18 protein-coding genes are annotated in these 21,650 nt (G+C 70.2%); 5 read left to right on the top strand and 13 right to left on the bottom strand.

The window, feature by feature from the left end; all coding sequences use genetic code 11:
- Nucleotides 1–43 precede the first annotated feature (43 nt).
- The 3 genes from ACWCPF_RS28375 to ACWCPF_RS28365 all read left to right on the top strand — a co-directional run bounded on the left by ACWCPF_RS28375 (nucleotide 44) and on the right by ACWCPF_RS28365 (nucleotide 3,498).
- The gene (locus tag ACWCPF_RS28375) at nucleotides 44–988 is read left to right on the top strand and encodes a sucrase ferredoxin (protein WP_451047944.1); all 945 of its coding nucleotides are present in this window, start codon (nucleotides 44–46) and stop codon (nucleotides 986–988) included.
- 162 nt (nucleotides 989–1,150) lie between these two features.
- Nucleotides 1,151–2,821, top strand: a complete 1,671-nt coding sequence (locus ACWCPF_RS28370) for a sensor histidine kinase (RefSeq protein WP_451047943.1) — start codon at nucleotides 1,151–1,153, stop codon at nucleotides 2,819–2,821.
- Complete coding sequence (locus ACWCPF_RS28365; RefSeq protein WP_451047942.1) at nucleotides 2,818–3,498, top strand: response regulator; 681 nt, start codon at nucleotides 2,818–2,820, stop codon at nucleotides 3,496–3,498. Before ACWCPF_RS28370 ends, ACWCPF_RS28365 begins: the two co-directional genes overlap by 4 nt.
- Before the next feature lie 79 nt (nucleotides 3,499–3,577).
- Here the strand turns inward: ACWCPF_RS28365 and ACWCPF_RS28360 are convergent, their stop codons facing one another.
- The 3 genes from ACWCPF_RS28360 to ACWCPF_RS28350 all read right to left on the bottom strand — a co-directional run bounded on the left by ACWCPF_RS28360 (nucleotide 3,578) and on the right by ACWCPF_RS28350 (nucleotide 6,459).
- The gene (locus ACWCPF_RS28360) at nucleotides 3,578–4,639 is read right to left on the bottom strand and encodes an ABC transporter substrate-binding protein (RefSeq protein ID WP_451047941.1); all 1,062 of its coding nucleotides are present in this window, start codon (nucleotides 4,637–4,639) and stop codon (nucleotides 3,578–3,580) included.
- Between the two features lie 151 nt (nucleotides 4,640–4,790).
- Nucleotides 4,791–5,654 (bottom strand): ABC transporter permease, encoded by an 864-nt coding sequence (locus ACWCPF_RS28355; protein ID WP_451047940.1) that lies wholly within the window; start codon nucleotides 5,652–5,654, stop codon nucleotides 4,791–4,793.
- Entirely contained in the window at nucleotides 5,644–6,459 is an 816-nt protein-coding gene (locus ACWCPF_RS28350; protein ID WP_451047939.1) for an ABC transporter ATP-binding protein, read from the bottom strand. Before ACWCPF_RS28350 ends, ACWCPF_RS28355 begins: the two co-directional genes overlap by 11 nt.
- A 161-nt stretch (nucleotides 6,460–6,620) precedes the next feature.
- Here ACWCPF_RS28350 and ACWCPF_RS28345 point away from each other — a divergent pair, with 161 nt between their 5' ends.
- Entirely contained in the window at nucleotides 6,621–7,313 is a 693-nt protein-coding gene (locus tag ACWCPF_RS28345; protein ID WP_451047938.1) for a response regulator, read from the top strand.
- 46 nt (nucleotides 7,314–7,359) lie between these two features.
- Here the strand turns inward: ACWCPF_RS28345 and ACWCPF_RS28340 are convergent, their stop codons facing one another.
- The 6 genes from ACWCPF_RS28340 to ACWCPF_RS28315 all read right to left on the bottom strand — a co-directional run bounded on the left by ACWCPF_RS28340 (nucleotide 7,360) and on the right by ACWCPF_RS28315 (nucleotide 14,428).
- The gene (locus tag ACWCPF_RS28340; RefSeq protein WP_451047937.1) at nucleotides 7,360–8,952 is read right to left on the bottom strand and encodes a solute symporter family protein; all 1,593 of its coding nucleotides are present in this window, start codon (nucleotides 8,950–8,952) and stop codon (nucleotides 7,360–7,362) included.
- Complete coding sequence (locus ACWCPF_RS28335; RefSeq protein ID WP_451047936.1) at nucleotides 8,949–9,527, bottom strand: DUF485 domain-containing protein; 579 nt, start codon at nucleotides 9,525–9,527, stop codon at nucleotides 8,949–8,951. The genes ACWCPF_RS28340 and ACWCPF_RS28335 overlap by 4 nt, the downstream gene beginning before the upstream one ends.
- Before the next feature lie 81 nt (nucleotides 9,528–9,608).
- Complete coding sequence (locus tag ACWCPF_RS28330) at nucleotides 9,609–10,292, bottom strand: response regulator (RefSeq protein ID WP_451047935.1); 684 nt, start codon at nucleotides 10,290–10,292, stop codon at nucleotides 9,609–9,611.
- A complete protein-coding gene (locus ACWCPF_RS28325) occupies nucleotides 10,289–11,440 on the bottom strand; it encodes a sensor histidine kinase (protein WP_451047934.1) in 1,152 nt (383 codons plus the stop codon). The genes ACWCPF_RS28330 and ACWCPF_RS28325 overlap by 4 nt, the downstream gene beginning before the upstream one ends.
- Nucleotides 11,437–11,961 carry a DUF1453 domain-containing protein gene (locus tag ACWCPF_RS28320; protein WP_451047933.1) on the bottom strand — a complete coding sequence of 175 codons (525 nt, stop codon included), beginning with the start codon at nucleotides 11,959–11,961 and terminating at the stop codon, nucleotides 11,437–11,439. The genes ACWCPF_RS28325 and ACWCPF_RS28320 overlap by 4 nt, the downstream gene beginning before the upstream one ends.
- Nucleotides 11,962–12,307: 346 nt before the next feature.
- Entirely contained in the window at nucleotides 12,308–14,428 is a 2,121-nt protein-coding gene (locus ACWCPF_RS28315) for a DNA gyrase/topoisomerase IV subunit B (RefSeq protein ID WP_451047932.1), read from the bottom strand.
- 443 nt (nucleotides 14,429–14,871) lie between these two features.
- On the opposite strand from ACWCPF_RS28315, the gene ACWCPF_RS28310 reads away from it, so the two are divergent.
- Nucleotides 14,872–15,102, top strand: coding sequence for a DUF7455 domain-containing protein (locus tag ACWCPF_RS28310; RefSeq protein WP_451047931.1), 231 nt, complete (start codon nucleotides 14,872–14,874; stop codon nucleotides 15,100–15,102).
- Between the two features lie 137 nt (nucleotides 15,103–15,239).
- On the opposite strand, the gene ACWCPF_RS28305 is transcribed toward ACWCPF_RS28310, so the two are convergent.
- From ACWCPF_RS28305 to ACWCPF_RS28290, 4 genes are all read right to left on the bottom strand, one after another.
- Nucleotides 15,240–16,106: a serine protease gene (locus ACWCPF_RS28305; protein WP_451047930.1), complete on the bottom strand. Its 867-nt coding sequence runs from the start codon at nucleotides 16,104–16,106 to the stop codon at nucleotides 15,240–15,242.
- A 133-nt stretch (nucleotides 16,107–16,239) separates the two neighbouring features.
- Nucleotides 16,240–17,781: an RNA polymerase sigma factor gene (locus ACWCPF_RS28300; RefSeq protein ID WP_451047929.1), complete on the bottom strand. Its 1,542-nt coding sequence runs from the start codon at nucleotides 17,779–17,781 to the stop codon at nucleotides 16,240–16,242.
- 427 nt (nucleotides 17,782–18,208) lie between these two features.
- A complete protein-coding gene (locus tag ACWCPF_RS28295) occupies nucleotides 18,209–19,096 on the bottom strand; it encodes a FadR/GntR family transcriptional regulator (RefSeq protein WP_451047928.1) in 888 nt (295 codons plus the stop codon).
- A gap of 163 nt (nucleotides 19,097–19,259) precedes the next feature.
- Entirely contained in the window at nucleotides 19,260–21,557 is a 2,298-nt protein-coding gene (locus ACWCPF_RS28290; RefSeq protein WP_451047927.1) for an ATP-binding cassette domain-containing protein, read from the bottom strand.
- Between the last annotated feature and the right edge of the window lie 93 nt (nucleotides 21,558–21,650).

Below are 21,650 nucleotides of genomic sequence, written 5' to 3'. Positions count from 1 at the left end.
AGTGGGAAGTCGCCGGCCGCCAAGTCAGGTTAGGCTCACCTCTGTGAGTACGTGCGCAACCGTCTCGCGGAACCTCGACGAGCCCATTTCCGGCACCGCGGCCACCGCCAGGACCTGGCTCCTGCTGGAGCAGACCGGTCCGTGGGGAGCCGATGCGCTCACGTCGAGCCACCTCGACCCGGCACTGGGCCGCGCCCTGGACGCGGCGGCGAAGGGCACGGGGGTGCGTATCGCGCTCATCCGCCGCCCCGGCCGGCACGCCGACCCGGGCATGCCGCCGCCCGTACGGCACGTGTACGCGGCCCACACCACGCCCGGCGGCATCTGGCTGCACAGCGCCACGACCACCGACCCAGGGCGGCTGCTCGACCTCGACATGGCCGCGCTCGGCCGGGGCGAGCACCACACCTTCGACCACGCGCTCGGGGGCCGGCCCCACACCGGCGACCCCCTCGCCCTCGTCTGCACCAACGGCAAGCGCGACCGCTGCTGCGCGCTCCTCGGCCGTCCGCTGGCCGCGGAGCTCGCCGCCTCGGGCGTGCAGGGCGCCTGGGAGGTCACCCATCTGGGGGGTCATCGCTTCTCTCCCACGCTGCTCGTCCTGCCGCACGGATACGCGTACGGCCGCGCCGAGGCCCACACCGTCAAGGAGGTCCTGCACGGCGTCCAGGAAGGGCGGATCGTCGTGGAGGGGTGCCGCGGGAGCTCGGCCTGGGAACGGCCCGGCCAGGCGGCGGAGCTGGCGGTGCGGGCGGCGACCGGTGAGGACGCGGCGGAGGTGCTGAGCATCGTGCGGACCACCGGCGGCGCTCCGCGCTGGGAGGTGACCGTCGCGCACACGGACGGACGTCACTGGCAGGTCGTCGTGACCCAAGGGGCCGCGCAGCCGCCCCGGCCGGAGAGCTGCGGCACGTCGGTGCTCGGTTCACCCGCGCGGATGGACGTCGTGGCACTGCACGAAATGGCGGGTTCGGCAGCGGTGGGCTGAGCCGCACTCTAAGCCGCGAACGCGGCGGGTCGAGCCGCTCTCGAACACGGTTCGATCATGCCCCGCGCGGACACGGCCGAACCGTTTCCTCTTGACTCGGTCAAGTGATCCACGTCACCCACCCCTACGGCTGCGCGCTCCCGCCCACGTACCTTCTTGGGTATGAGCCCCACTCCCCCCGCGCGACGCCTGCGCCTCGGAATGCCGAGGCGCATGTTCTCGCAGCTCCTGCTCATGCAGCTGGCGATCGCCGCGGGAGTCGTGGTGCTCGCGACCGGGCTGTTCCTCGCCCCGCTCAGCGCCCAGCTGGACGACCAGGCGATGCGCCGTGCGCTCGCCATCGCGCAGACCACCGCGGCGGTGCCGCAGATAGCCGAGGACCTCCAGCGCACCCGGCCGTCGGTCGACGGACCCGTGCAGCGGGAGGCCGAGAGGATCCGCGAGGCCAGCGGCGCCGAGTACGTCGTGGTCATGGACCTGCACGGCACGCGCTGGTCGCACACCGACACCGCGCAGGTCGGCGGCCATGTCTCGACCGACCCGAGCCAGGCCCTGGCCGGCAGGGACGTCATGGAGATCGACAGCGGCACGCTGGGCCGCTCGGCCCGCGGCAAGGTGCCCCTGCGCGACGCCGACGACAAGATCATCGGAGCGGTCTCGGTCGGCATCGAGTACGACAGCGTCCGGGCCCGCCTGATCCACGCGATCCCCGGGCTGTTCGCCTACGCCGGAGGCGCCCTCGCCGTGGGCGCGCTGGCCGCCTGGCTGATCTCCCGGCGGGTCCAGCGCCAGACCCGTGACCTGGCCTTCTCGGACATCTCCGCACTGCTCGCGGAGCGCGAGGCGATGCTGCACGGGATCCGCGAGGGGGTCGTCGCCCTGGACCCTGCGGGCCGCGTCCGGCTGCTCAACGACGAGGCCCAGCGTCTGCTCGGCATCGGGGACGAGGTGGTGGGCGAGGCGCCCGACGAGGCGCTCGGCCTGGGCCGCACGGCCGACGTCCTGGCCGGCCGGGTGACCGGCACCGATCTGATCGCCGTCCGCGGGCAGCGGGTCCTGGTCGTCAACCGCATGCCCACCGACGACGGCGGCGCCGTGGCCACCCTGCGCGACCGCACGGAGCTGGAACAGCTCGGCCGCGAGCTCGACTCGACGCGCGGGCTCATCGACGCGCTGCGCGCCCAGGACCACGAGCACGCCAACCGCATGCACACGCTGCTCGGGCTGCTCGAACTGGAGATGTACGACGACGCCGTGGAGTTCGTCGGGGAGGTGGTCGGCGACCACCGGGCCACCTCGGAGCAGGTCACCGAGAAGATCGAGGACCCGCTGCTCGCCGCCCTGCTGGTCGGCAAGGCGACCGTCGCGGCGGAGCGCGGCGTCGCGCTCTGGGTCTCCGACCGGACCCGGCTGCCCGACCGGCTGATCGACCCGCGCGGGCTGGTCACGGTCGTCGGCAACCTGGTGGACAACGCGCTCGACGCCGTCGCGGGCACCCCGCACGCGCGCGTGGAGATCGAACTGCGGGCGGACGGCCGGGCCGCGGTACTGCGGGTGCGGGACACCGGCCCGGGCATCCCGGCCGAGCAGCGTGAGCTGGTCTTCACCGAGGGCTGGTCCACGAAGAAGCCGCCCGCACACGGCAAGCGCGGCATCGGGCTCTCGCTGGTGCGCAGACTCGCCGAGCGGCAGGGCGGCAGCGCCACGGTCGGCGAGGCCGCCGGCGGCGGCGCCGAGTTCACCGTCGTCCTGCCCGAGGCGCTGACCGAGCCCGAACTGGAACCCGCCCTCGCCGCACCGGTGAAGAGCGCCGCCGAGGAGGAGTCCCGATGATCGAGGTCCTGGTCGTGGACGACGACACCAGGGTCGCCCGGGTCAACGCCGCCTACGTCGAGAAGGTGCCCGGCTTCCACGTGGCCGGCGAGGCCCACAACGCCGCCGACGCCCTGCGCCAGCTGGAACTGCTGCCGCACCTGGACCTCGTCCTCCTGGACCACTACCTGCCCGACGAGACAGGCCTGGAGATGGTCCAGGAGATGCGTCGGCGCGGCCACCAGACCGACGTCATCATGGTGACCGCCGCGCGGGACGTCTCGACCGTGCAGGCGGCGATGCGCCAGGGCGCCCTGCAGTACCTGGTGAAACCGTTCGCCTTCGCCGGGCTGCGCGCCAAGCTGGAGGCATACGCCGAGCTGCGCCGCACCCTCGACGGCGGCGGCGAGGCCGAACAGGCCGACGTCGACCGCATCTTCGGCGCGCTGTCCGCCTCCTCGGAGCCCGGTCTGCCCAAAGGGCACTCGCCCACCACCGCCGAACTCGTGCGGCAGTCCCTGATGAACGCCGAGGGACCCCTGTCGGCCCAGGAGATCGCCGATCGGACGGGGGTGAGCCGCCAGACCGCCCAGCGCTATCTGAAGCTCCTGGAGCGCACGGGACGGGCCCGTCTGACCCTGAAATACGGCGACGCGGGCCGCCCGGAACACCGTTACGTGTGGGCGACCCGCGCCTGAGGGCACGGTTCTTGGGGGCGGGGGAAGGAACCGTGCCCCTTCCTGGAATACGGATGCGGGGCCGCCGCCTACTCGACCGTCAGCCCGTCGCCTTGTCGACGAACTCGGTCGTGTAGGTCCGGCTCAGGTCGACGTCCGCGTTCTGGATGTTCGGGTTGAACGCCTTGAGGACCTTCTCGACGGTCTCGGGGCCGTTCTCGGGCATCACGCCGTCCTTGGTGAACATGGGCAGCGTGTTCTGGATGGCCACCGAGTACAGCATGCCGTTGCCCTGCGAGTAGTCGGCCGGCATCTTGTCGGCGATCTCGCTCGCACTGTGGGTGGACATCCACTTGAGCGTCTTGACGAATGCATTGGCCAACTTCTGGACGGTGTCCTTGCGGTCGTTGACCCAGTCCGTCTGCATGTACAGACTTGACGACGGATACGGTCCGCCGAGCGCCTCCTCGGAGCCCTTCGGGGTCCGCATGTCGAGCAGGATCTTGCCGGCCTTCTTGTCCAGGATCGTCGCCACGGTCGGGTCGGTCGTCATGCCGCCGTCGATGGCGCCCTGCTGGAGGGCCGCGATGAAGGTGGGCCCCGCGCCGACGGCGACCGGGGTGAACTCGCTGACCTTGACGCCGTTCTTCACGGCGAGGTACTTGGTGAGGAAGTCGGTTGAGGAGCCGAGCCCGGTGACGCCGAGCTTCTTCCCCTTGAAGTCCTTGGGCGAGGCGATGTCGTCCTCCGCCTTCGTGGAGACGATCTCCACCTCGCCGGGCGCGTGCGAGAACTGGACGACGGACTCCACCTCCTTGCCCTTCACCTGGAGGTCGAGGGTGTGGTCGTAGAAGCCGACGGCGCCCTGGACCTGGCCGGAGACGAGCGCGGTCTCGGCCTGCACACCGGCCGGCTCGCTCAGCAGTTCGACGTCGAGTCCCTCGGCGTCGAAGTAGCCGAGGCGCTGGGTGAGCATCGCGGGCAGATAGATGACCTTGTCCAGGCCGCCGACCATGATCTTGACCTTCGTGCCCTTGCCGTCGCCCTTGCTGTCCGAGCCGGTGGAGGCGGTGCTCGCCGCGTCGTTGGCACAGGCGGTGAGGGAGGCGAGGGCGAGCAGGCCGGCGGCTGCCAGGGCCGTGTATCTGGCGGTTGTGCGCATGGCGGGTTCACGTCCTTGTGAGAGGCGATGCGGGGAGGGAAGCGGGGATGGGGAGGTGGAGAGGGGAGACGGGGGGACGGGGGGACGGGGGGACGGGGGGACGGGGGGACGGGGGGACGGGGAAGCGAAGTGGGGATCGTTCAACGATGGGTCAGCTGTCGGAGGCCGACGGCTTCCAGCGGAAGATGCGGCGCTCGGCGAAGGTCAGCAGCCCCTCGGCGGCCAGTGCGACGACGGCGAGGATGACCATCGCGGCGTACACGCCGGCCGCGTTGAACGTGCCCTGGGACTGCGCGACGAGCAGGCCGATGCCCTTGGTGGCGCCGATGTACTCGCCGACGATGGCGCCGATCAGCGCGAAGCCGAAGCTGACGTGGAGGCTGGTGAAGATCCAGGAAGTGGCGGACGGGATGACCACCTGCAGCGTCACCCTGCGGTCGCTCGCGCCGAGAATGCGGGCATTGGCGACCAGGTTGCGGTCGACCTCGCGGGCGCCCTGGAAAGCGTTGAAGAAGACCGGGAAGAACACCAGGACGACGGCCGAGGCGACCTTCGAGGCCGGGCCGAGACCGAACCAGATCACGAAGATCGGGGCCAGCACGATCCTGGGTATGGAGTTGAGCACCTTGATGTATGGACCAAGGATGTCGGCGAGAAACGTGATCCGCCCGAGCGCGATTCCGCACACGACGCCGGTGACCACGCCGATGATCCAGCCGAGCAGCGCCTCGTAGAGCGTGTACCAGATCTGCTCTCCCAGGGAGCCGAGCGCGGTCCCGTGCGTCACCCAGGTGTAGATCTGGTCCCAGATCTTCGTGGGCATCGAGAAGTTGAACGGATCGATGACCTTCGCCCGGGAGAACGCCTCCCACAGGGCGAGCACGGCCACCAGCAGCAGGACGCGGGACGCCGCGACGACGACCTTGCGCTTGCGTGCGGCACGCGCGCGTGAGTGGGCGCGGTCGGCTGTCTTGACCGTGTCGACCAGCGGCGGCTCGAGAACGTCAGGCGACATGGGCGGCACCTCTTTCGCGGGTGATGCGGACCTCTTCACCGAGGGACTCCCAGATCTCGCGGTAGATCTCGATGAACCGCGGCTCCAGACGCACCGACTCGACCTTGCGCGGCCGCGGCAGGTCGATGTCGAAGACGTGCTTGACGGTGGCGGGGCCGGCGGTCATCACGACGACCTTGTCGGCCAGCGCGATGGACTCCTCCAGGTCGTGGGTGACGAAGACGACGGACGCGCCGGTGCCCTCCCACAGTTCGAGGAGTTCGTCCGACATCAGAGCCCTGGTCTGCACATCGAGCGCCGAGAACGGCTCGTCCATGAGCAGGATCTCGGGGTCGTTGACGAAGGTCGCGGCGAGCGCGACGCGTTTGCGCTGACCGCCGGAGAGCTGATGCGGGTAGCGGTCCTCGAACGCGGTGAGTCCGACCCGGGCCAGCCACTCGCGGGCCCTCCGCCTCGCCTCCGCCTTGGGCACACCACGAAAACGGGGGCCGGCCATGACGTTGGACAGGACTGTGCGCCACGGGAACGTCGCGTCCTGCTGGAAGACGAAACCGACCTTGTCGCCGACGCCACGCACGGGCTGCCCGGCGACCAGCACCTCGCCCTGGGTGGGCTCTTCCAATCCGCTGACCAGGGTCAACGTGGTCGACTTCCCGCAGCCGGTCGGTCCGACGACGGCCACGAACTCGCCCTGCCGGACGGTGAGGTCGAGTTCCCGCACAGCGGTGTGCGGGGCTCCCGACGGGGTCTTGAAGACCTTGCTCGCACCCCGCAGCTGGATGGCGGGGCTGGTGTGTGCGCTCATGGCCGGGGACCGTAGAGGTGACCGGTGGGACAGCAGCAGTCTTATGGGCGCATGCGCTTCTTTTGCTTGCAAGAGCCTGTTGTGCTCGTTCTGCGCGCGCTACAACAGCGAAGCCGAAACACAGGTTTGACGCCCGCCCGGCCGCCACGGAGAGAGGCCCCATGATTGACGTCCTGGTGGTGGACGACGACTTCCGTGTCGCCGAGATCAACGCCAAGTACGTGGGGAAGGTTCCCGGTTTCCAGGTGGCCGCCCGCGCCCACAGTGCCGCGCAGGCGCTCGCCGCCATGCAGCGCGGAAACATCGACCTGGTCCTGCTCGACCACTACCTTCCCGACGGAACCGGACTCGAACTCGTGCACCGCATGCGGGAGCAGGGCCACGGCACCGACGTCATCATGATCACAGCGGCCGGCGACGTGACCACGGTGCAGACCGCGATGCGGCTGGGTGCCCTGCACTACCTGGTCAAACCGTTCACCTTCGCCGCGCTGCGCACACGTCTCGACTCATACGCCGCCCTGCGCCGCACGGTCGACCGGGTCGGGGGCCACGGCATCGCCGGCCAGGAGCAGGTCGACCGCATCTTCGGCGCCCTGCGCACCGCGCCGGCGCCGTCCTCGCCCGGTCTGCCGAGCGGCCACTCGGAACCGACCACGGACCTGATCTGCACTGTCCTGCATCGAGCGAACCACCCTCTGTCGGCCCACGAGGTCGCCGCCGAGACCGGCCTGAGCCGCTCCACCGCCCAGCGCTACCTCCGTCATCTGGAGCAGGCCGGCCGCCTGCGCCTCTCCCTCAAGTACGGCGACACCGGCCGCCCGGAACACCGCTATGCCTGGGTGGCGCCGTAGCCGCGGGCCGGCGCCCGCTGCGCAGCACAGCGGCGAAGCGACACGTCTAAGCGGCGCCCGCCCCTGTCAGTGACCGCACCTCGGTCTCCGCGTACTTGGCCTCGTCCGCGACCTCGGGCGAGGTGACCGTGCCGAGCCAGCCCGCCAGGAAGCCCAGCGGAATCGAGACCAGGCCCGGGTTCTGCAACGGGAAGTACTGGAAGTCCACGCCCGGGAAGAGCGACTCGGGGCTGCCCGACACCACCGGCGACAGCACGACGAGCGCCAGGGCCGGGAGCAGCCCGCCGTACACCGCCCATACCGCGCCCCGCGTGGTGAAGCCCCGCCAGAACAGCGAGTACAGCAGGACCGGCAGGTTCGCGGACGCGGCGACGGCGAACGCGAGCCCGACGAGGAAGGCGACGTTGAGGTCGCGGGCCAGCAGTCCGAGGGCGATGGCGACCACGCCGATGCCCACGGCGGCGACCCGTGCCACCGCGACCTCGCTGCGGGGCTTGGAATGGCGGCGACGCAGGGAGGCATACAGGTCGTGCGCCACCGACGCCGAGGAGGCGAGCGTGATTCCGGCGACCACGGCGAGGATGGTGGCGAAGGCGACGGCTGCCACCACCGCGAACAACACCGTTCCACCCGTGGAGTCGGCGCCGCCCCCCAGGTCGAGGGCCAGGAGCGGAACCGCCGTGTTCCCGGCCGCGTTCGAACCGCGCACGGCTTCCGGGCCGACGATCGCCGCCGCGCCGAAGCCCAGGACGATGGTCATCAGGTAGAAGCCGCCGATGAGCCCGATCGACCAGACGACCGAGCGCCGGGCGGCCTGCGCGGTCGGCACGGTGTAGAAGCGGGACAGGATGTGCGGCAGCCCCGCGGTCCCCAGCACCAGGGCGAGCCCCAGGCTCATGAAGTCGAAGCGCGCGGTCCAGTCCCCGCCGTACTTCAGTCCAGGAGCGAGGAACGCGGCGCCGTGCCCGCTGCGCTCGGCCGCCGTGCGCAGCAACTGGTCGAAGTCACCGTGGAAGCGCACCAGGACGAGCACCGTGAGCGTGACGGTACCGCCCAGCAGCAGAACCGCCTTGACGATCTGAATCCAGGTGGTGGCCCGCATCCCTCCCAACGACACATAGATGACCATGAGTGCGCCGACGCCGATGACCGCCCAGGACTGCGCCGCCTCTCCCGTGTTCCCGAGGAGCAGCGCGACCAGGCTGCCCGCACCCACCATCTGCGCCACCAGATAGAGAACGGACACGGTGACCGAGGAAGTTCCCGCGGCGATCCGCACCGGCCGTTCGCTCATCCGCGCGGCGACCACGTCGGCGAGGGTGAACCGCCCGCAGTTGCGCACCAGTTCGGCGACGAGGAACAGCACCACCAGCCAGGCCACGAGAAAACCCACCGAGTACAACAGGCCGTCGTACCCGAAGAGTGCGATCAGACCGGAGATGCCGAGGAAGGAGGCGGCCGACATGTAGTCGCCCGCGATGGCAAAACCATTTTCCATAGGGGAGAACAGCCGCCCGCCGACATAGAACTCCTCCTCCGAACCGTGCCGGTTGCGGCTCACCCAGGTCGTAATGCCCAACGTGACCGCGACGAACACGCTGAACAGCAGCAACGCCGGTGTCTGATGGACGCCGGTCATGACGCACCGCCCGTCGCCTCACGCGTCAACTCCTGGGTGTCCCACCGCAGATCGAGTGCGGCGCGATCCCGGCGCAGCCGGGCGTGCCGGGCGTAGGCCCAGGTGAGCAGGAACGTGCTGAGGAACTGTCCGAGTCCGGCGAGCAACGCCACGTTCACCGCGCCCGCCACCGGCCGCGCCATGAAGTCGGGTGCCGTCGTCGCCGTCACGACGTACGCCACGTACCAGACGAAGAAGGCGGCGACGGCGGGCACCACGAACCGCCGGTACCGGCTGCGCACCTCCTGGAACGCGGCGCTGCGCTGCACTTCGAGGTAGACCTGCGCCGCCGCCACGGCTCCGGTCTCCCGCTGCCGACGTACCGCCGGAACCTCGGTCACGGGCGCCGCTACGCCGGCCGACTCACCCCAGCCCGAGGCGAGCGCGTCGTACCACGGGTCCGCGTAGCGCACGTCTCCTGGTGTGTCGAAGAAGGTCTGGCCGTGGCCTCGGTCGTGTTCGCGGGCGTGTGGCGTGGGGCCGCCGGTCTCGGGACCGTCCCCGTCGGCACGGACACGACCGTTGCTTGACTGCATGCCCAAGGATGGACAGAACGGGAAGATCCCCGGCTCTTCTTCCCCGCAGGCTTCACCCCTTCAGGTGACCGACAGGCCGATTCACCCCCTGGGTGGCCGAACCAGCCCCTTCCCGTACGCGTAACGCACCGCCTGAGCACGGCCATTGAGTCCCGTCTTGGAGAAGATGTTGTTGATGTGTGTCTTCACCGTCGCGGTGGACACACTCAGCCGGCGCGCGATCTCCGGGTTGCTGAGCCCGTCGGCGATCAGCACCAGCACCTCCGCCTCCCGTGTCGTCAGCCCGTCGGGCGGACCGGCGGGCGCGGCCGGCTCCGGTTCGGGCGCCGACAGACGCTCCAGCAGCCTGCGTTGGACGCTCGGCGACAGCCCCGCGTCCCCGGACAGCACGCTGTGCACGGCCCGTACGATCTCGTCCCCGCCCGCGTCCTTGGTGAGGTATCCACGCGCGCCTGCTTTCAGCGCCGGGAACAGGGACTCGTCGTCCGCGTAGGTGGTGAGCACGACGACCTGTGTGGCGGGGTGCTCCGTGCGGATGCGCCGAGTCGCCTCCACTCCGTCGCAGCGGGGCATCCGCAGGTCCATCAGCACCACATCGGGAGCGAGTTCGCCGACCAGCCGCACCGCCTCGTCCCCGTCCGCTGCGGCTCCCACGACCTCGACTCCCGGCAGGAGCCCGAGCAGCATCACGATGCCTTCCCGGACGATCGTCTGATCGTCCGCGACGACCACCCTGGCCGGCTTCCTCTCCGGCTCCTCCGTCACAGCGGCACCTTCAGCGTCACCACGAAGCCTTTCTCCTCCGGTCCCGCGGCGAGCGATCCGCCCAGCAGTTCGGCGCGCTCGCGCATGCCCAGCAGACCGTACCCGCCTCCCGCCTCGGCGAGTTCGCCCGGCGAACCGCCCGAGTCCCGCACGTCCAGGGTGACTTCACGCGGGCTGTACTCCAGTCGCACGCGGACTTTCGCACCCGGTGCGTGCTTGCGGGCGTTCGTCAGGGCTTCCTGGGCGACCCTGCGCACCGCCTGCGAGGCCTCGACCGGCAGCGGTCTGCGTTCACCCTTCACGGTGACCTCCGCGCCGTCGGACGTACGGACGAGGTCGGTCAGGAAGTCCTCCAGCGGCGTCAGTTCACCGCGCAGTGCGGAGAGCGACTGTCTGGTCTCCTCGAGACCGTCGCGGGCCATTCCGCGTGCCGCGACCACGCGTTCGAGGATCTGTTCTCGGTCCGCACCCCGCTCGATGAGCAGCCGGGCAGCTTCCAGATGCACGAGTTGCGCCGAGAGGCTGTGGGCCAGGACGTCGTGGATCTCCCGGGCTATGCGGGCCCGCTCCGCGAGTGCGGCGGACTCGGCCTCGGCCGCGCGCGCGGCCCGCTCCTGTGCGAGCAGTCGCTGTGTCTGGCCTCTGGCCTCGGCGTCCAGGCGCAGTGCGTATCCGGCCAGCGCCATGCCTGCGATGACGGCGGCCGAGGTCGGCCTCGGGTCGTCGTTGACCCCAGCGAAGGCGGCGAATCCGACCGAGGCCATGGGCACTGCGGCGCACAGAGGCAGTCGCTCCAGCACTGCGATGGCGCACCCGCACCAGAGGACTACGGCCGCGGAGTCAAATCCGACGCCTTCCGCCCCTGCCGCCAGTCCCAGCAGCATGAGGACGAGTGCCAGCGACGCCCACAGCCGATGTTCGAGCGTGGTCCGGAACAAAGCCCAGGCCAGCCCGCCTGCCGCGAGCACTCCGCCGGCCCCGGCGAGCGCGGCCCACCCGTGGACGCGGCTGTCGTGGAAGGCGCCCCACAGCAGCGCGCTCAGCACCAGGAGCCTTACGGCCCAGGCCAGCAGCCGCCTGGGCCGCGAGAGCTCTTTGGGGCCCAGCGCTTCCCGTGAGGGCCAGCGGGTCCAGAAGTTCTCCGTCACACGCGCTCCTTCCACGTGGACCGGGGCACGTGGTCACCGTACGCCGTGGCGTGGACGGGAGCCTGGCTCAGGGACTGCGCACGCCGGATCAGCACGCCGGAGCGGACCAGGAGGGTGGCCGCGAGTGCCGGCAGCAGGGCCGAGCTGTCCTGGTGGATGCCCAGCAGCGCACCGACCCCGAAGAGGCCCAGTCGCACACCGATGCCGGCGCCCCAGACGGCCGCGCTCGCTTTGGTGCTCTTGCTCCACACCGAGCCGTCCTGCTCCACCCAGACTCGGGTGGTCCAGGCCCAGGCGGCTCCGATGGCCAGGCCGACGATCAGTTCGGCACCGAGTATCAGGGCCGCCGCGGTGTGGTGACGGGCATCGAGCAGGCCGGGCTCGCGCAGCGCTATGACGGCCAGGATCCCGGGCAGCAGCCACCATCGCCGGTCCGTGTCGATACGGCTTGCGCGCAACTGCCGCGCGATCACAAAGCCGGCCACGGCCACGATCACCAGTGCGTCGACGAGCCCGGACATCACAGCCTCCGTGTGCGGGAAGGGGATGCCGACAGCGAGCGCTGCCGACGCCTTCGACGCTACGGAAACGCGCCGCTCCGCAGATCGGAGCTGGGGTGGATCATGGGTGGATCTCCGCAGGCCAGGGTTCTCCACCCACGGGTGGAGAACCCCACCGAACGCCCCAGAGGAACCGCCGAACCGGCGGCGGAAGCCGGAAGCCAGAAGCCCAGGCCGTCCCTCCGCCCCGGCCGCGCCGCCTGACCGACGCTCTCGTCGACCCTACGGATCGATCCGGCGCGGGCACGGGCGGGGCCGGACCCCGGCCCAGGCCCGGACGACGCGCCGCCCAGGCCGAGCGCAGCGGCTACGCGTCGATGCGGGACCGGTCCAGCGTCGCCGCCGAGCTGGAGATGAACTCCTTGCGCGGCGCCACGTCGTTGCCCATCAGCAGATCGAAGACCTGCTCGGCGGAGTCCAGGTCCGAGAGGTTGATGCGACGCAGGGTGCGATGGCGCGGGTCCATCGTCGTCTCCGCCAGCTGGTCGGCGTCCATCTCGCCGAGGCCCTTGTAGCGCTGGATAGAGTCCTTGTACCGGACGCCCTTGCTCTGGAACTCCATGAGCTTGTCGCGCAGCTCACGGTCCGAGTACGTGTACACGTACTTGTCCTGGCCCTTCTTGGGCTGGATGAGCTCGACGCGGTGCAGCGGCGGCACCGCGGCGAACACCCGGCCGGACTCGACCATGGGCCGCATGTAGCGGTGGAACAGCGTCAGGAGCAGCGTACGGATATGGGAGCCGTCCACATCGGCGTCGGTCATCATGATGATCTTGCCGTAGCGGGCCGCGTCGATGTCGAACGTCCGGCCCGAGCCGGCTCCTATGACCTGGATGATCGCGCCGCACTCGGCGTTCTTGAGCATGTCGGTCACGGACGACTTCTGGACGTTGAGGATCTTGCCCCGGATCGGCAGCAGGGCCTGGAACTCGGAGTTCCGGGCGAGCTTCGCCGTGCCGAGCGCGGAGTCTCCCTCGACGATGAACAGCTCGCTGCGCTCGACGTCGTCGCTGCGGCAGTCGGCCAGCTTCGCGGGCAGGGAGGAGGACTCCAGTGCCGTCTTGCGGCGCTGCGCGTCCTTGTGCTGCCGGGCTGCGATACGCGTGCGTGCGGCGGCGACGGCCTTCTCCATGACGACCCGCGCCTGAGCCGCGTCATCGCGCTTGGTGGAGGTCAGGAACGCCTTGAACTCCTTGGAGATCACGGTGTTCACGATGCGCCGGGCTGCCGAGGTGCCGAGGATCTCCTTGGTCTGGCCCTCGAACTGGGGCTCGGCCAGCCGGACGGTGACGACGGCGGTCAGGCCCTCCAGGGCGTCGTCCTTGACGATGTCGTCCTCGGCGACGCGCAGCAGCTTCTTGGCGCGCAGGACCTCGTTCATCGTCTTGGCGATCGCCTGCTCGAAGCCCGCGACGTGCGTGCCGCCCTTGGGCGTGGCGATGATGTTGACGAACGACTTGAGGTTCGTGTCGTAGCCGGTGCCCCAGCGCATCGCGACGTCGACGCCGAGCTCGCGGGTGACCTCGGTCGGGGTCATCTGCCCGTGGTCGTCCAGGACCGGGACCGTCTCCTTGAAGGTGCCCTGCCCGGTGAAGCGGAGGACGTCGCAGACGGGCTTGTCGGCGGCCAGGTACTCGCAGAACTCGCTGATGCCGCCGTCGAAGCGGAAGGACTCCTCGCCCTTGCTGCCGCCGTCGCCGAGACCGTACTCGTCACGGACGACGATGGTCAGGCCGGGCACCAGGAACGCGGTCTGGCGGGCGCGCTGGTGGAGGTTCTCCAGGGAGAGTTTGGCGTCCTTGAGGAAGATCTGGCGGTCGGCCCAGTACCGCACGCGCGTGCCGGTGCGGTTCTTGGCGATCCTCTTGATCTTCCGCAGGCCGCCCGTCTCGAACTTGGCGTCGGGGCCGTCCGCGGCGAAGGAGCCCGGGACTCCTCGCCGGAAGCTGATCGCGTGCGTGTTGCCGTTTCGGTCCACCTCGACGTCGAGTCGGGCGGACAGGGCGTTGACCACGGAGGCGCCGACGCCGTGCAGACCGCCGGAGGCGGCATAGGAGCCGCCGCCGAACTTGCCGCCGGCGTGCAGCTTGGTCATGACGACCTCGACGCCGGACAGGCCGGTCTTGGGCTCGACGTCGACGGGGATGCCACGGCCGTTGTCACGGACCTCGACCGAGGCGTCGTCGTGGAGGATCACCTCGATGTGGTCGCAATAACCGCCCAGGGCCTCGTCGACGGAGTTGTCGATGATCTCCCACAGGCAGTGCATCAGACCGCGGCTGTCGGTCGAGCCGATGTACATACCCGGGCGCTTCCGCACGGCCTCGAGGCCCTCGAGGACGAGCAGGTGCCGCGCGGTGTAGTTGGAACCGTCCCGGTCTGCTCCTGCCAGCAGCGCTGTGGACGGCACGGACGTTTCGGCGGTCACGCGGTTCGCTCCTCGCTGAATTTCAGTTGGGGCCCTTCTGGGTAAGGGCACGGCTTGGGTTGCCGCCAAGAGGGTACCGAGGCCTGGTAGAGCCGTTGTAACGCCACCCTCGTCTGAACTCACCCTAGTCCAGCGTCGCATGCATGTTCGATCCCTCGATGGAGTGAAGTACATATCACGTTCCCTTCGAGGCATGAACCATTTAGGCTCCGGGCACGTCCTCATGAACAAACCGGCAATCCAGCCGGGAGGATAGAACCATGACCGACAGCGCGAAACCGTAAGCCACAGACCACGCAATACGGCACATTCGCCGCCAAACCGGCAGCAGACGGCCACCTCGGGAAAGATTTTTTCGAGGAGAAGCCACGAGCGGGAACGTTTTGGGGCTGGTTGGATGTTGACCCTGGTACGACAGCTCGTCGAGCTAGAGAAGAGGCGACGTGACTACTGTTCTGACCCCCGCGAGCCCGCTGACGGCCGCTGACCGCTGCGACCGCTGCGGCGCCCAGGCGTACGTGCGCGTCGTCCTGCTCAGCGGCGGAGAACTGCTCTTCTGCGCCCACCACGGCCGCAAGTTCGAGCCGGAACTCAAGAAGATCGCCGCTGAGATACAGGACGAGACGGAGCGGCTGACGACCGTGCCGGCGGCCTCGTCCGAAGAAGAGCGCTGATCCGACGCGTCTACGACGAGCCAGAACCGGCATAGGCCGGTACACAGGCGGCCGTCCCTGTTTCCCAGGGGCGGCCGCCCGCTCTTGCCGGGCCGAGGCCCGAGCCAGGGCGTCAGCCTCGCCTAGGGAAGACCCGCTCAGACCCCAGCAGGGGCCTGGCGGGACCCTCGGGTGGCGACGTCCCACTTCAGCGTCCGTACGGCGTCGGACACACGCGTGTAGACGCCCGGGCTCCCCGGCCGCCCACAGCCGCTTCCCCAGGACACGAGCCCGATGAGCCGGCCCTGCGCGACCAGCGGTCCCCCGCTGTCCCCCTGGCAGGCGTCGCGGCCGCCCCGCTCCTCTCCGGCGCACACCATGCTCCGCGCGATGTACATGCCGTCCGCCGAAGCGGGATACGCCTGCTCGCAGAGCGCGTCGGCCAGCACATGGACGCGAGCCGCCCTCAGGCTGTGGGCGTACGCGCCGAAGCCTGTTATGTCTCCCCAGCCGTAGACGACGGCGTCCGAGCCCGGCTCGTAGGCCGCATCGCCCGCGGCGGCCATACCGATGACCGCCGCCGCCGGGAGCGACCCGGCAAGGGTGAGCACGGCGAAGTCGCCGGCATTGCTGGCACTGTCGTAGCCCGGGTTCACCCAGACACTGCGCACGGAGACTTCCTGTCCCGCGTCGGAGTACAGGTCCGTACGGCCCGCGACGACCTTCAGGTCGGCCACCTGCCCCGGCGGCCCTCCCAGGACGTCCTCGGCCAGGCAGTGGGCCGCCGTGAGCACGGTGGACGGGCCGACCGCCACGCCTCCGCAGAACTGCCCCGAGCGCATACCTCCGAACCGGTCACGGCTGGACAGCGCGACCGCCCACGGGCTCTGGGCGACGTCGACCGGGAGACCGCCCACGACGACGCCGTCGGAGGCCGCCGGGGCGGCGGAGGCCAACGGTATGGCCACCGCCGCGGCCACCAGGATCAACGGCCGGGACAAGGCCCGGACAAGGGGACGACGCATGCGCGCTCCTCACTCTGGAGAGGTCGATGAACACCCAGAGTGATTCAGCGTCCGATGGCCCGCACCCGCGCGCCCGCGCCGAAGGCCCGGCTCCCCTCGGAGAACCGGGCCTTCGGCGTCGTACGGCTACGGCCTAGTCGAGGTAGTCGCGCAGCACCTGCGAACGGGACGGGTGGCGCAGCTTCGACATGGTCTTGGACTCGATCTGACGGATGCGCTCGCGCGTCACGCCGTACACCTTGCCGATCTCGTCGAGGGTCTTCGGCTGACCGTCGGTGAGACCGAATCGCATGGAGACGACGCCCGCCTCACGCTCGGACAGGGTGTCGAGGACAGAGTGCAGCTGCTCCTGGAGGAGGGTGAAGCTGACCGCGTCGGCCGGGACGACGGCCTCGGAGTCCTCGATGAGGTCGCCGAACTCGCTGTCGCCGTCCTCGCCCAGGGGGGTGTGCAGCGAGATGGGCTCGCGGCCGTACTTCTGGACCTCGATGACCTTCTCCGGGGTCATGTCGAGTTCCTTGGCCAGTTCCTCCGGGGTGGGCTCGCGGCCCAGGTCCTGGAGCATCTGGCGCTGCACGCGCGCGAGCTTGTTGATGACCTCGACCATGTGCACCGGGATACGGATGGTGCGGGCCTGGTCGGCCATCGCGCGGGTGATCGCCTGACGGATCCACCAGGTGGCGTACGTGGAGAACTTGTAGCCCTTGGTGTAGTCGAACTTCTCGACCGCGCGGATCAGACCGAGGTTGCCCTCCTGGATGAGGTCCAGGAAGAGCATGCCGCGGCCGGTGTAGCGCTTGGCCAGGGAGACCACCAGACGGAGGTTGGCCTCCAGAAGGTGGTTCTTGGCGCGGCGACCGTCCTCGGCGATGATCTCCAGCTCGCGCTTGAGCTTCGGCGCGAGCTTGTCGGCATTGGCCAGCTTGTCCTCGGCGAACAGACCGGCCTCGATGCGCTTGGCGAGTTCGACCTCCTGCTCGGCGTTGAGCAGCGGGACCTTGCCGATCTGCTTGAGGTAGTCCTTGACCGGGTCCGCGGTGGCGCCGGCCGCGGCGACCTGCTGCGCGGGCGCGTCGTCCTCGTCCTCGTCGGACAGGACGAAGCCGGCGCTCTCGGTGCCCTCGGGCTCGTCGCCCTTGGGAGCGTCCTCGATGGCCTCTTCTTCGACCAGCTCGGCGTCGTCCTTCTTGGCGGTCGTCTTCTTGGCCGCCGTCTTCTTGGTGGCGACGGTCTTCTTCGCCACCGCCTTCTTGGCGGTCGTCGTCTTCTTGGCAGCCGCCTTCTTGGCGGGGGTGGCTTCGTCTGCGGGGTCGTCCACAGCGGGTACGGCGGGGGCGGCCGTGGTGGTGGCGGTGGCCTTCCTCGTGGTCACCGTCTTCGCCGCGACCGTCTTGGTGGCGGTGCGCTTGGCCGGACTCTTCGCTGCGACGCTCTTTCGGGTGCGCTTGGGCTCCGCGGCACTGACCATCAGCGTCACACCCTCTTCCTCGAGGATCTGGTTGAGGCTGCGCAGTACGTTCTTCCACTGAGTGGCCGGAATCTGGTCAGCTTCGAAGGCCCGACGCACATCGTCGCCGGCGATCTGCCCCTCAGCCTTTCCCCGCTCAATGAGCGCCATGACAGAGACGGACTCGGCGATCTCCGGCGGGAGCGTACGGGATGTGCTGGCCGACACGAACAACCTCTCGGAACGTTGGAAAACGGCTTCCGGCCCCGTCCAAGCGGACGAGAGCCGACCACCGGCCTCGGGGTGGGCCGACGGCGCGGGCGGGGGCCGGGAGGATGCACAGCGCCTTGAACGGCGTCCGTATTCCCTCTGCGGCTGTTACCTCTTAGGTCATCGCGTTGTTTCCACAAGCGTTACGCCCAATCTTCGTGGCCCGAGTCACACCCCGTAAGCGCCCAAAAACGGTCAGACACGAGCATAGGAGGTCACGCGTGACACCTACCCGGACCTTCGCTCCCGAATCCCGCCACGTCGACCGTCGGACCCCGCAGCCCCGGGACGGGTGCTGCGGGGTCCGACGGGAGTGCGGGCGAAACGGCCGAGGATGACGCGGGAGGGGGAAGGCATCCCCGGACCGTCCCCCCGCGGGGTGCGGTCAGTGTTCGCGCGGCGCCGGCACGACGCGCTCCACCTCGGGGTGCACGATGAGCAGCTGCCGCATGGCCGTCTCGGCCGCCGTGCCGTCGCCCGCTGCGAGGGCGTCGACGATCCTGCCGTGATGCCCCAGCGCCGCGTCGTTCGGCCGGTCACAGCCGGTGACCGGGCCGCCGGAGACCTGCAGGGCGGACGACACGATCCCGGAAAGGTGCTCCAGCATGCGGTTGCCCGCGAGCTGGATCAGCAGCGAGTGGAACTCGGCATCGGCGCGCGAGTAGGTGAGCGCGTCACCCTGGCCCATGGCGTGCGCCATGATCTCGACCATGTCGGACAGTCGCTGCTGGATGTCGGCCCGGCCGTGCCCGGCGGCGAGGCGGGCGGCGAGCGGCTCGATCGTCCAGCGCAGCTCACTCAGCTCGCGCCGCTGATCGTCACGCTGGGGACCGAAGGCCCGCCATTCGATGATGTCCGGGTCGAGCAGGTTCCAGTCGCTCACGGGTCGCACGCGCGTGCCGACGTTCGGCCGGGCGCTGACCAGGCCCTTGGCCTCGAGGACGCGCAGCGACTCGCGGACGACGGTGCGGGACACCTCGAACCGCTGGCCGATCTCCTCGGGAACCAGTGGCCGGTCGGCGCCGAGGTCGCCCGAGACGATCATCTGGCCCAGTTGCTGGACGAGTTGGCCGTGCAGTCCGCGGCCGCGGCTGCCTGCGGCACGGCGGCCCACCCGGCCCAGCTCCGGGTCCGCGGCCTCCCAGACGGGGACTCCCACGCGGTCGGCCGCCGGGGCCTCGGCGTAGGGATAGCGATCGAGTTCGCCCGGGCCGGCCAGACCGGAGTCGGCGGAGCGGGCGGCGGTCATCATGGTGTGCGCAAGGGTACTCACGGATCCTTTGTCGGCGCTGCCTCCAACTCCCTTGAGGTCTTTGGTGAAAAGCACACGAAAGGGTGATCGCTCACCCCGTCGCAATTGACGCCTTATCGGAAAGAAATGGGCTTTCTCCGGGGAGTTGCGCACATGCCGAGACCGGAAGGGTCCCGGACGGTCCTCATCGAACCCCGCGACGCAGGGTCGTGAGCAGATACGCGCACAGCAAAGCCGTCAGGGACAACGCCATTGCCCCGCCCACGGGATGGGCGATCACACGCGTCACGCCGACGAGATAGCGCTCTCCTCCGAAGGGCCACTGCACCAGGAGCGTCTCGCGGAGCCGCATCGAGAATCCGGCCGCGGCCCGCACAGACGTGCTCTCCAAGGCCTTCTGCACGACGGGCACCACGACGACGGGCACGGCGACCACCGCCGCCAGCCCGGCCGTGGTGGACCGGAACACGCCTGCGGCCAGCACACCGGCCCAGGCACAGCCGACCACGAGACCCAGCCAACTCGCACTCATGGCAAGCCAGTCCGCGGGAACTTGCGCGAGCTCCCGTCCGTAGACGAGATAGAGCAATTCGGCGTCGCAGCCCACCGTCAGGAAGGCCAGCATCAAGGCGGTGAAGGCGGCGACGAGGAGTTTGGCGACGAGCACCCCCAGCCGCCGGGGCACGGTGCCGCGGTCCGCCGCCAGGGCAGGGTGGCGGAACTCGTCGCCGAAGGCCAACGCGCCGAGCAGTCCCGCACCGAGCGCCGCGGGCGGCAGCGGCAGTTCCACGGGCCACGCCGCGAGCAGTCGCGCCTGCGAGGTGTGGCCCATACGGGCAAGGAGTACGGCGGTGACGGCGGAGACGAGCAGCACGACGGCAGCGGCGACGAACCCGGTGCTGATCCCGGCGGCACGGCGGAGTTCGTAGCGCAGGGGGCGCAGCGGGCTGGGGGCGGAGCGGACGGCGATGGGGGGTGGCAGGGCCGGCAGGGTGTCGAAGTTGCGGACAGCGGAGCGGCGGGGCGCGTGCCGGGCGGAGGGCACGGCGGCCGGCTCGGTGGCCGGCTCGGGGGTCGGCTCGGTGGCGGAGCGGCGCTCCTCCACGGTGAGGGCCGCGGTCACGCGTGCGGTGTCCGATGCGGTGCTGTCGTCGGCCGGTGCGGCGGCCGGCGACCGGGAGTCTCCATGGGCGGCCCGGGGCCCGTCGGAAGGACGCGCATCGGTCGCCTGACGCGTCGCCGAGGAAGGCGATGGGGAGTCGTCGGGGTTGCGCGGCGCTACAGCCGCGCCGGCCTCCCCACGGCTGCCTCCCGCGCGTGCGCCATCGGAGATCTTCGCGCGTTCGGCGCTCGCTGCGGGGGTGCCGACGGTGGCCGTCGTCCCACCCGAGGCATCCGGTCGGACGTCGCCGGAGGGGTTCGGCCCTGCTTCGCCCGACGGGTCCGGGGCGGCTTGGGCCAAGGGGTCCGGGGCGGCTCCGACCGAGAGGTCCGGGGCGGCTCCAGCGCGTGTCCGACGCCGAGTCTCTGCTCCTGCTCCTGCTCCTGCCCCTGCTCCCGATCCTGCCCCTACCCCCGCGCCCGCACCCGCACCCGCACCCGCACCCGGTCCCATGTCTCCTGTCTCGTCGGCGAGTTGGTGGACGAGGATGCTGTGCCGGAACGCCGTCTCGCCGACGTGGGCGCAGCTACTGCCGTACACGGAGAGCCGGTTGCCGTCCTCCTGCACGACCTCGACGGAGCGTTGTGCGGCTCGGGCCTCTTTGGTGAGCAGGGCGGCCAGCCGGACGGCGTGCGGGCTGCGGACGGCCACCCGGGGCCGCAGCCGGGTGCGGGCGAAATCGGCGGCCCTCTGATCGGCGACGAGTCTGCCCTGCTCCAGGGTGAGGACGTGATCGGCGGTGCGGGCGGCCTCCTTGGGATCGGCCGTGGTCATCAGGACCGTGCCGCCGTGGTCCGCGTGGGCGCGCAGCATGCCGTACAGCCAGCGGTTCTCGCGCCCGGAGAGCCCGTCGGCCGGATCGTCGAGGACAAGGGTGTGCGGGTCCGCGAGGAGAGCACAGGCAAGGCCGAGCCGCCGGTCCATGCCGCGGGAGAGGGTGCTCAGACGTTCGTCGCCCAGGCTGACCAGCCCGACCACTTCGAGCACTTCGTCGGCCCGCCGGACCGGCACGCCGGCGGCCGCGCACAGCATGCGCAGATGGCCGCGGACCGTGCGGGCCGGGTGCCCCGGCACATCGCCCAGGACGACGCCGACCTCGCGCGAGGGGTGGGCGATGCGATGCAGGGGGCGACCTCTGAAGTAGGCGAGGCCGCGGCCCTGTTGGAGTTCGAGCATCAGTCTCAGCGCTGTGGTCTTGCCCGCGCCCGGCGCTCCGAGCAGGACGGTGACGCGGCCCGCGCGCGCCTCGAAGGAGACATCGTCGACGGCGGGCGGAAGCGCCTTGCGGGAGTTGCTGGTCAGTCCGAAGGCCTGGATCACCTGTAGGAAGATAGCGCCCCATATCCTGTTTTTCTGGACACCGCACGGCCGACCGTGCCAGCGTTGGTCGATCTGGCCGATCCGCTCGGGCTG

This window comes from Streptomyces sp. NPDC001858, assembly GCF_053594615.1.
Note: the sequence above shows the minus strand (reverse complement) of the source record. Positions and strands in the feature narration are given on the sequence as shown.

Excerpts from the sequence above, each read along its gene's own strand:
- ACWCPF_RS28370 (WP_451047943.1), top strand. The coding sequence starts at position 1,151 with ATGAGCCCCACTCCCCCCGCGCGACGCCTGCGCCTCGGAATGCCGAGG.
- ACWCPF_RS28305 (WP_451047930.1), bottom strand. The coding sequence starts at position 16,106 with ATGCGTCGTCCCCTTGTCCGGGCCTTGTCCCGGCCGTTGATCCTGGTG.
- ACWCPF_RS28350 (WP_451047939.1), bottom strand. The coding sequence starts at position 6,459 with ATGAGCGCACACACCAGCCCCGCCATCCAGCTGCGGGGTGCGAGCAAG.
- ACWCPF_RS28335 (WP_451047936.1), bottom strand. The coding sequence starts at position 9,527 with ATGCAGTCAAGCAACGGTCGTGTCCGTGCCGACGGGGACGGTCCCGAG.
- ACWCPF_RS28340 (WP_451047937.1), bottom strand. The coding sequence starts at position 8,952 with ATGACCGGCGTCCATCAGACACCGGCGTTGCTGCTGTTCAGCGTGTTC.
- ACWCPF_RS28355 (WP_451047940.1), bottom strand. The coding sequence starts at position 5,654 with ATGTCGCCTGACGTTCTCGAGCCGCCGCTGGTCGACACGGTCAAGACA.
- ACWCPF_RS28360 (WP_451047941.1), bottom strand. The coding sequence starts at position 4,639 with ATGCGCACAACCGCCAGATACACGGCCCTGGCAGCCGCCGGCCTGCTC.
- ACWCPF_RS28320 (WP_451047933.1), bottom strand. The coding sequence starts at position 11,961 with ATGTCCGGGCTCGTCGACGCACTGGTGATCGTGGCCGTGGCCGGCTTT.
- ACWCPF_RS28365 (WP_451047942.1), top strand. The coding sequence starts at position 2,818 with ATGATCGAGGTCCTGGTCGTGGACGACGACACCAGGGTCGCCCGGGTC.
- ACWCPF_RS28345 (WP_451047938.1), top strand. The coding sequence starts at position 6,621 with ATGATTGACGTCCTGGTGGTGGACGACGACTTCCGTGTCGCCGAGATC.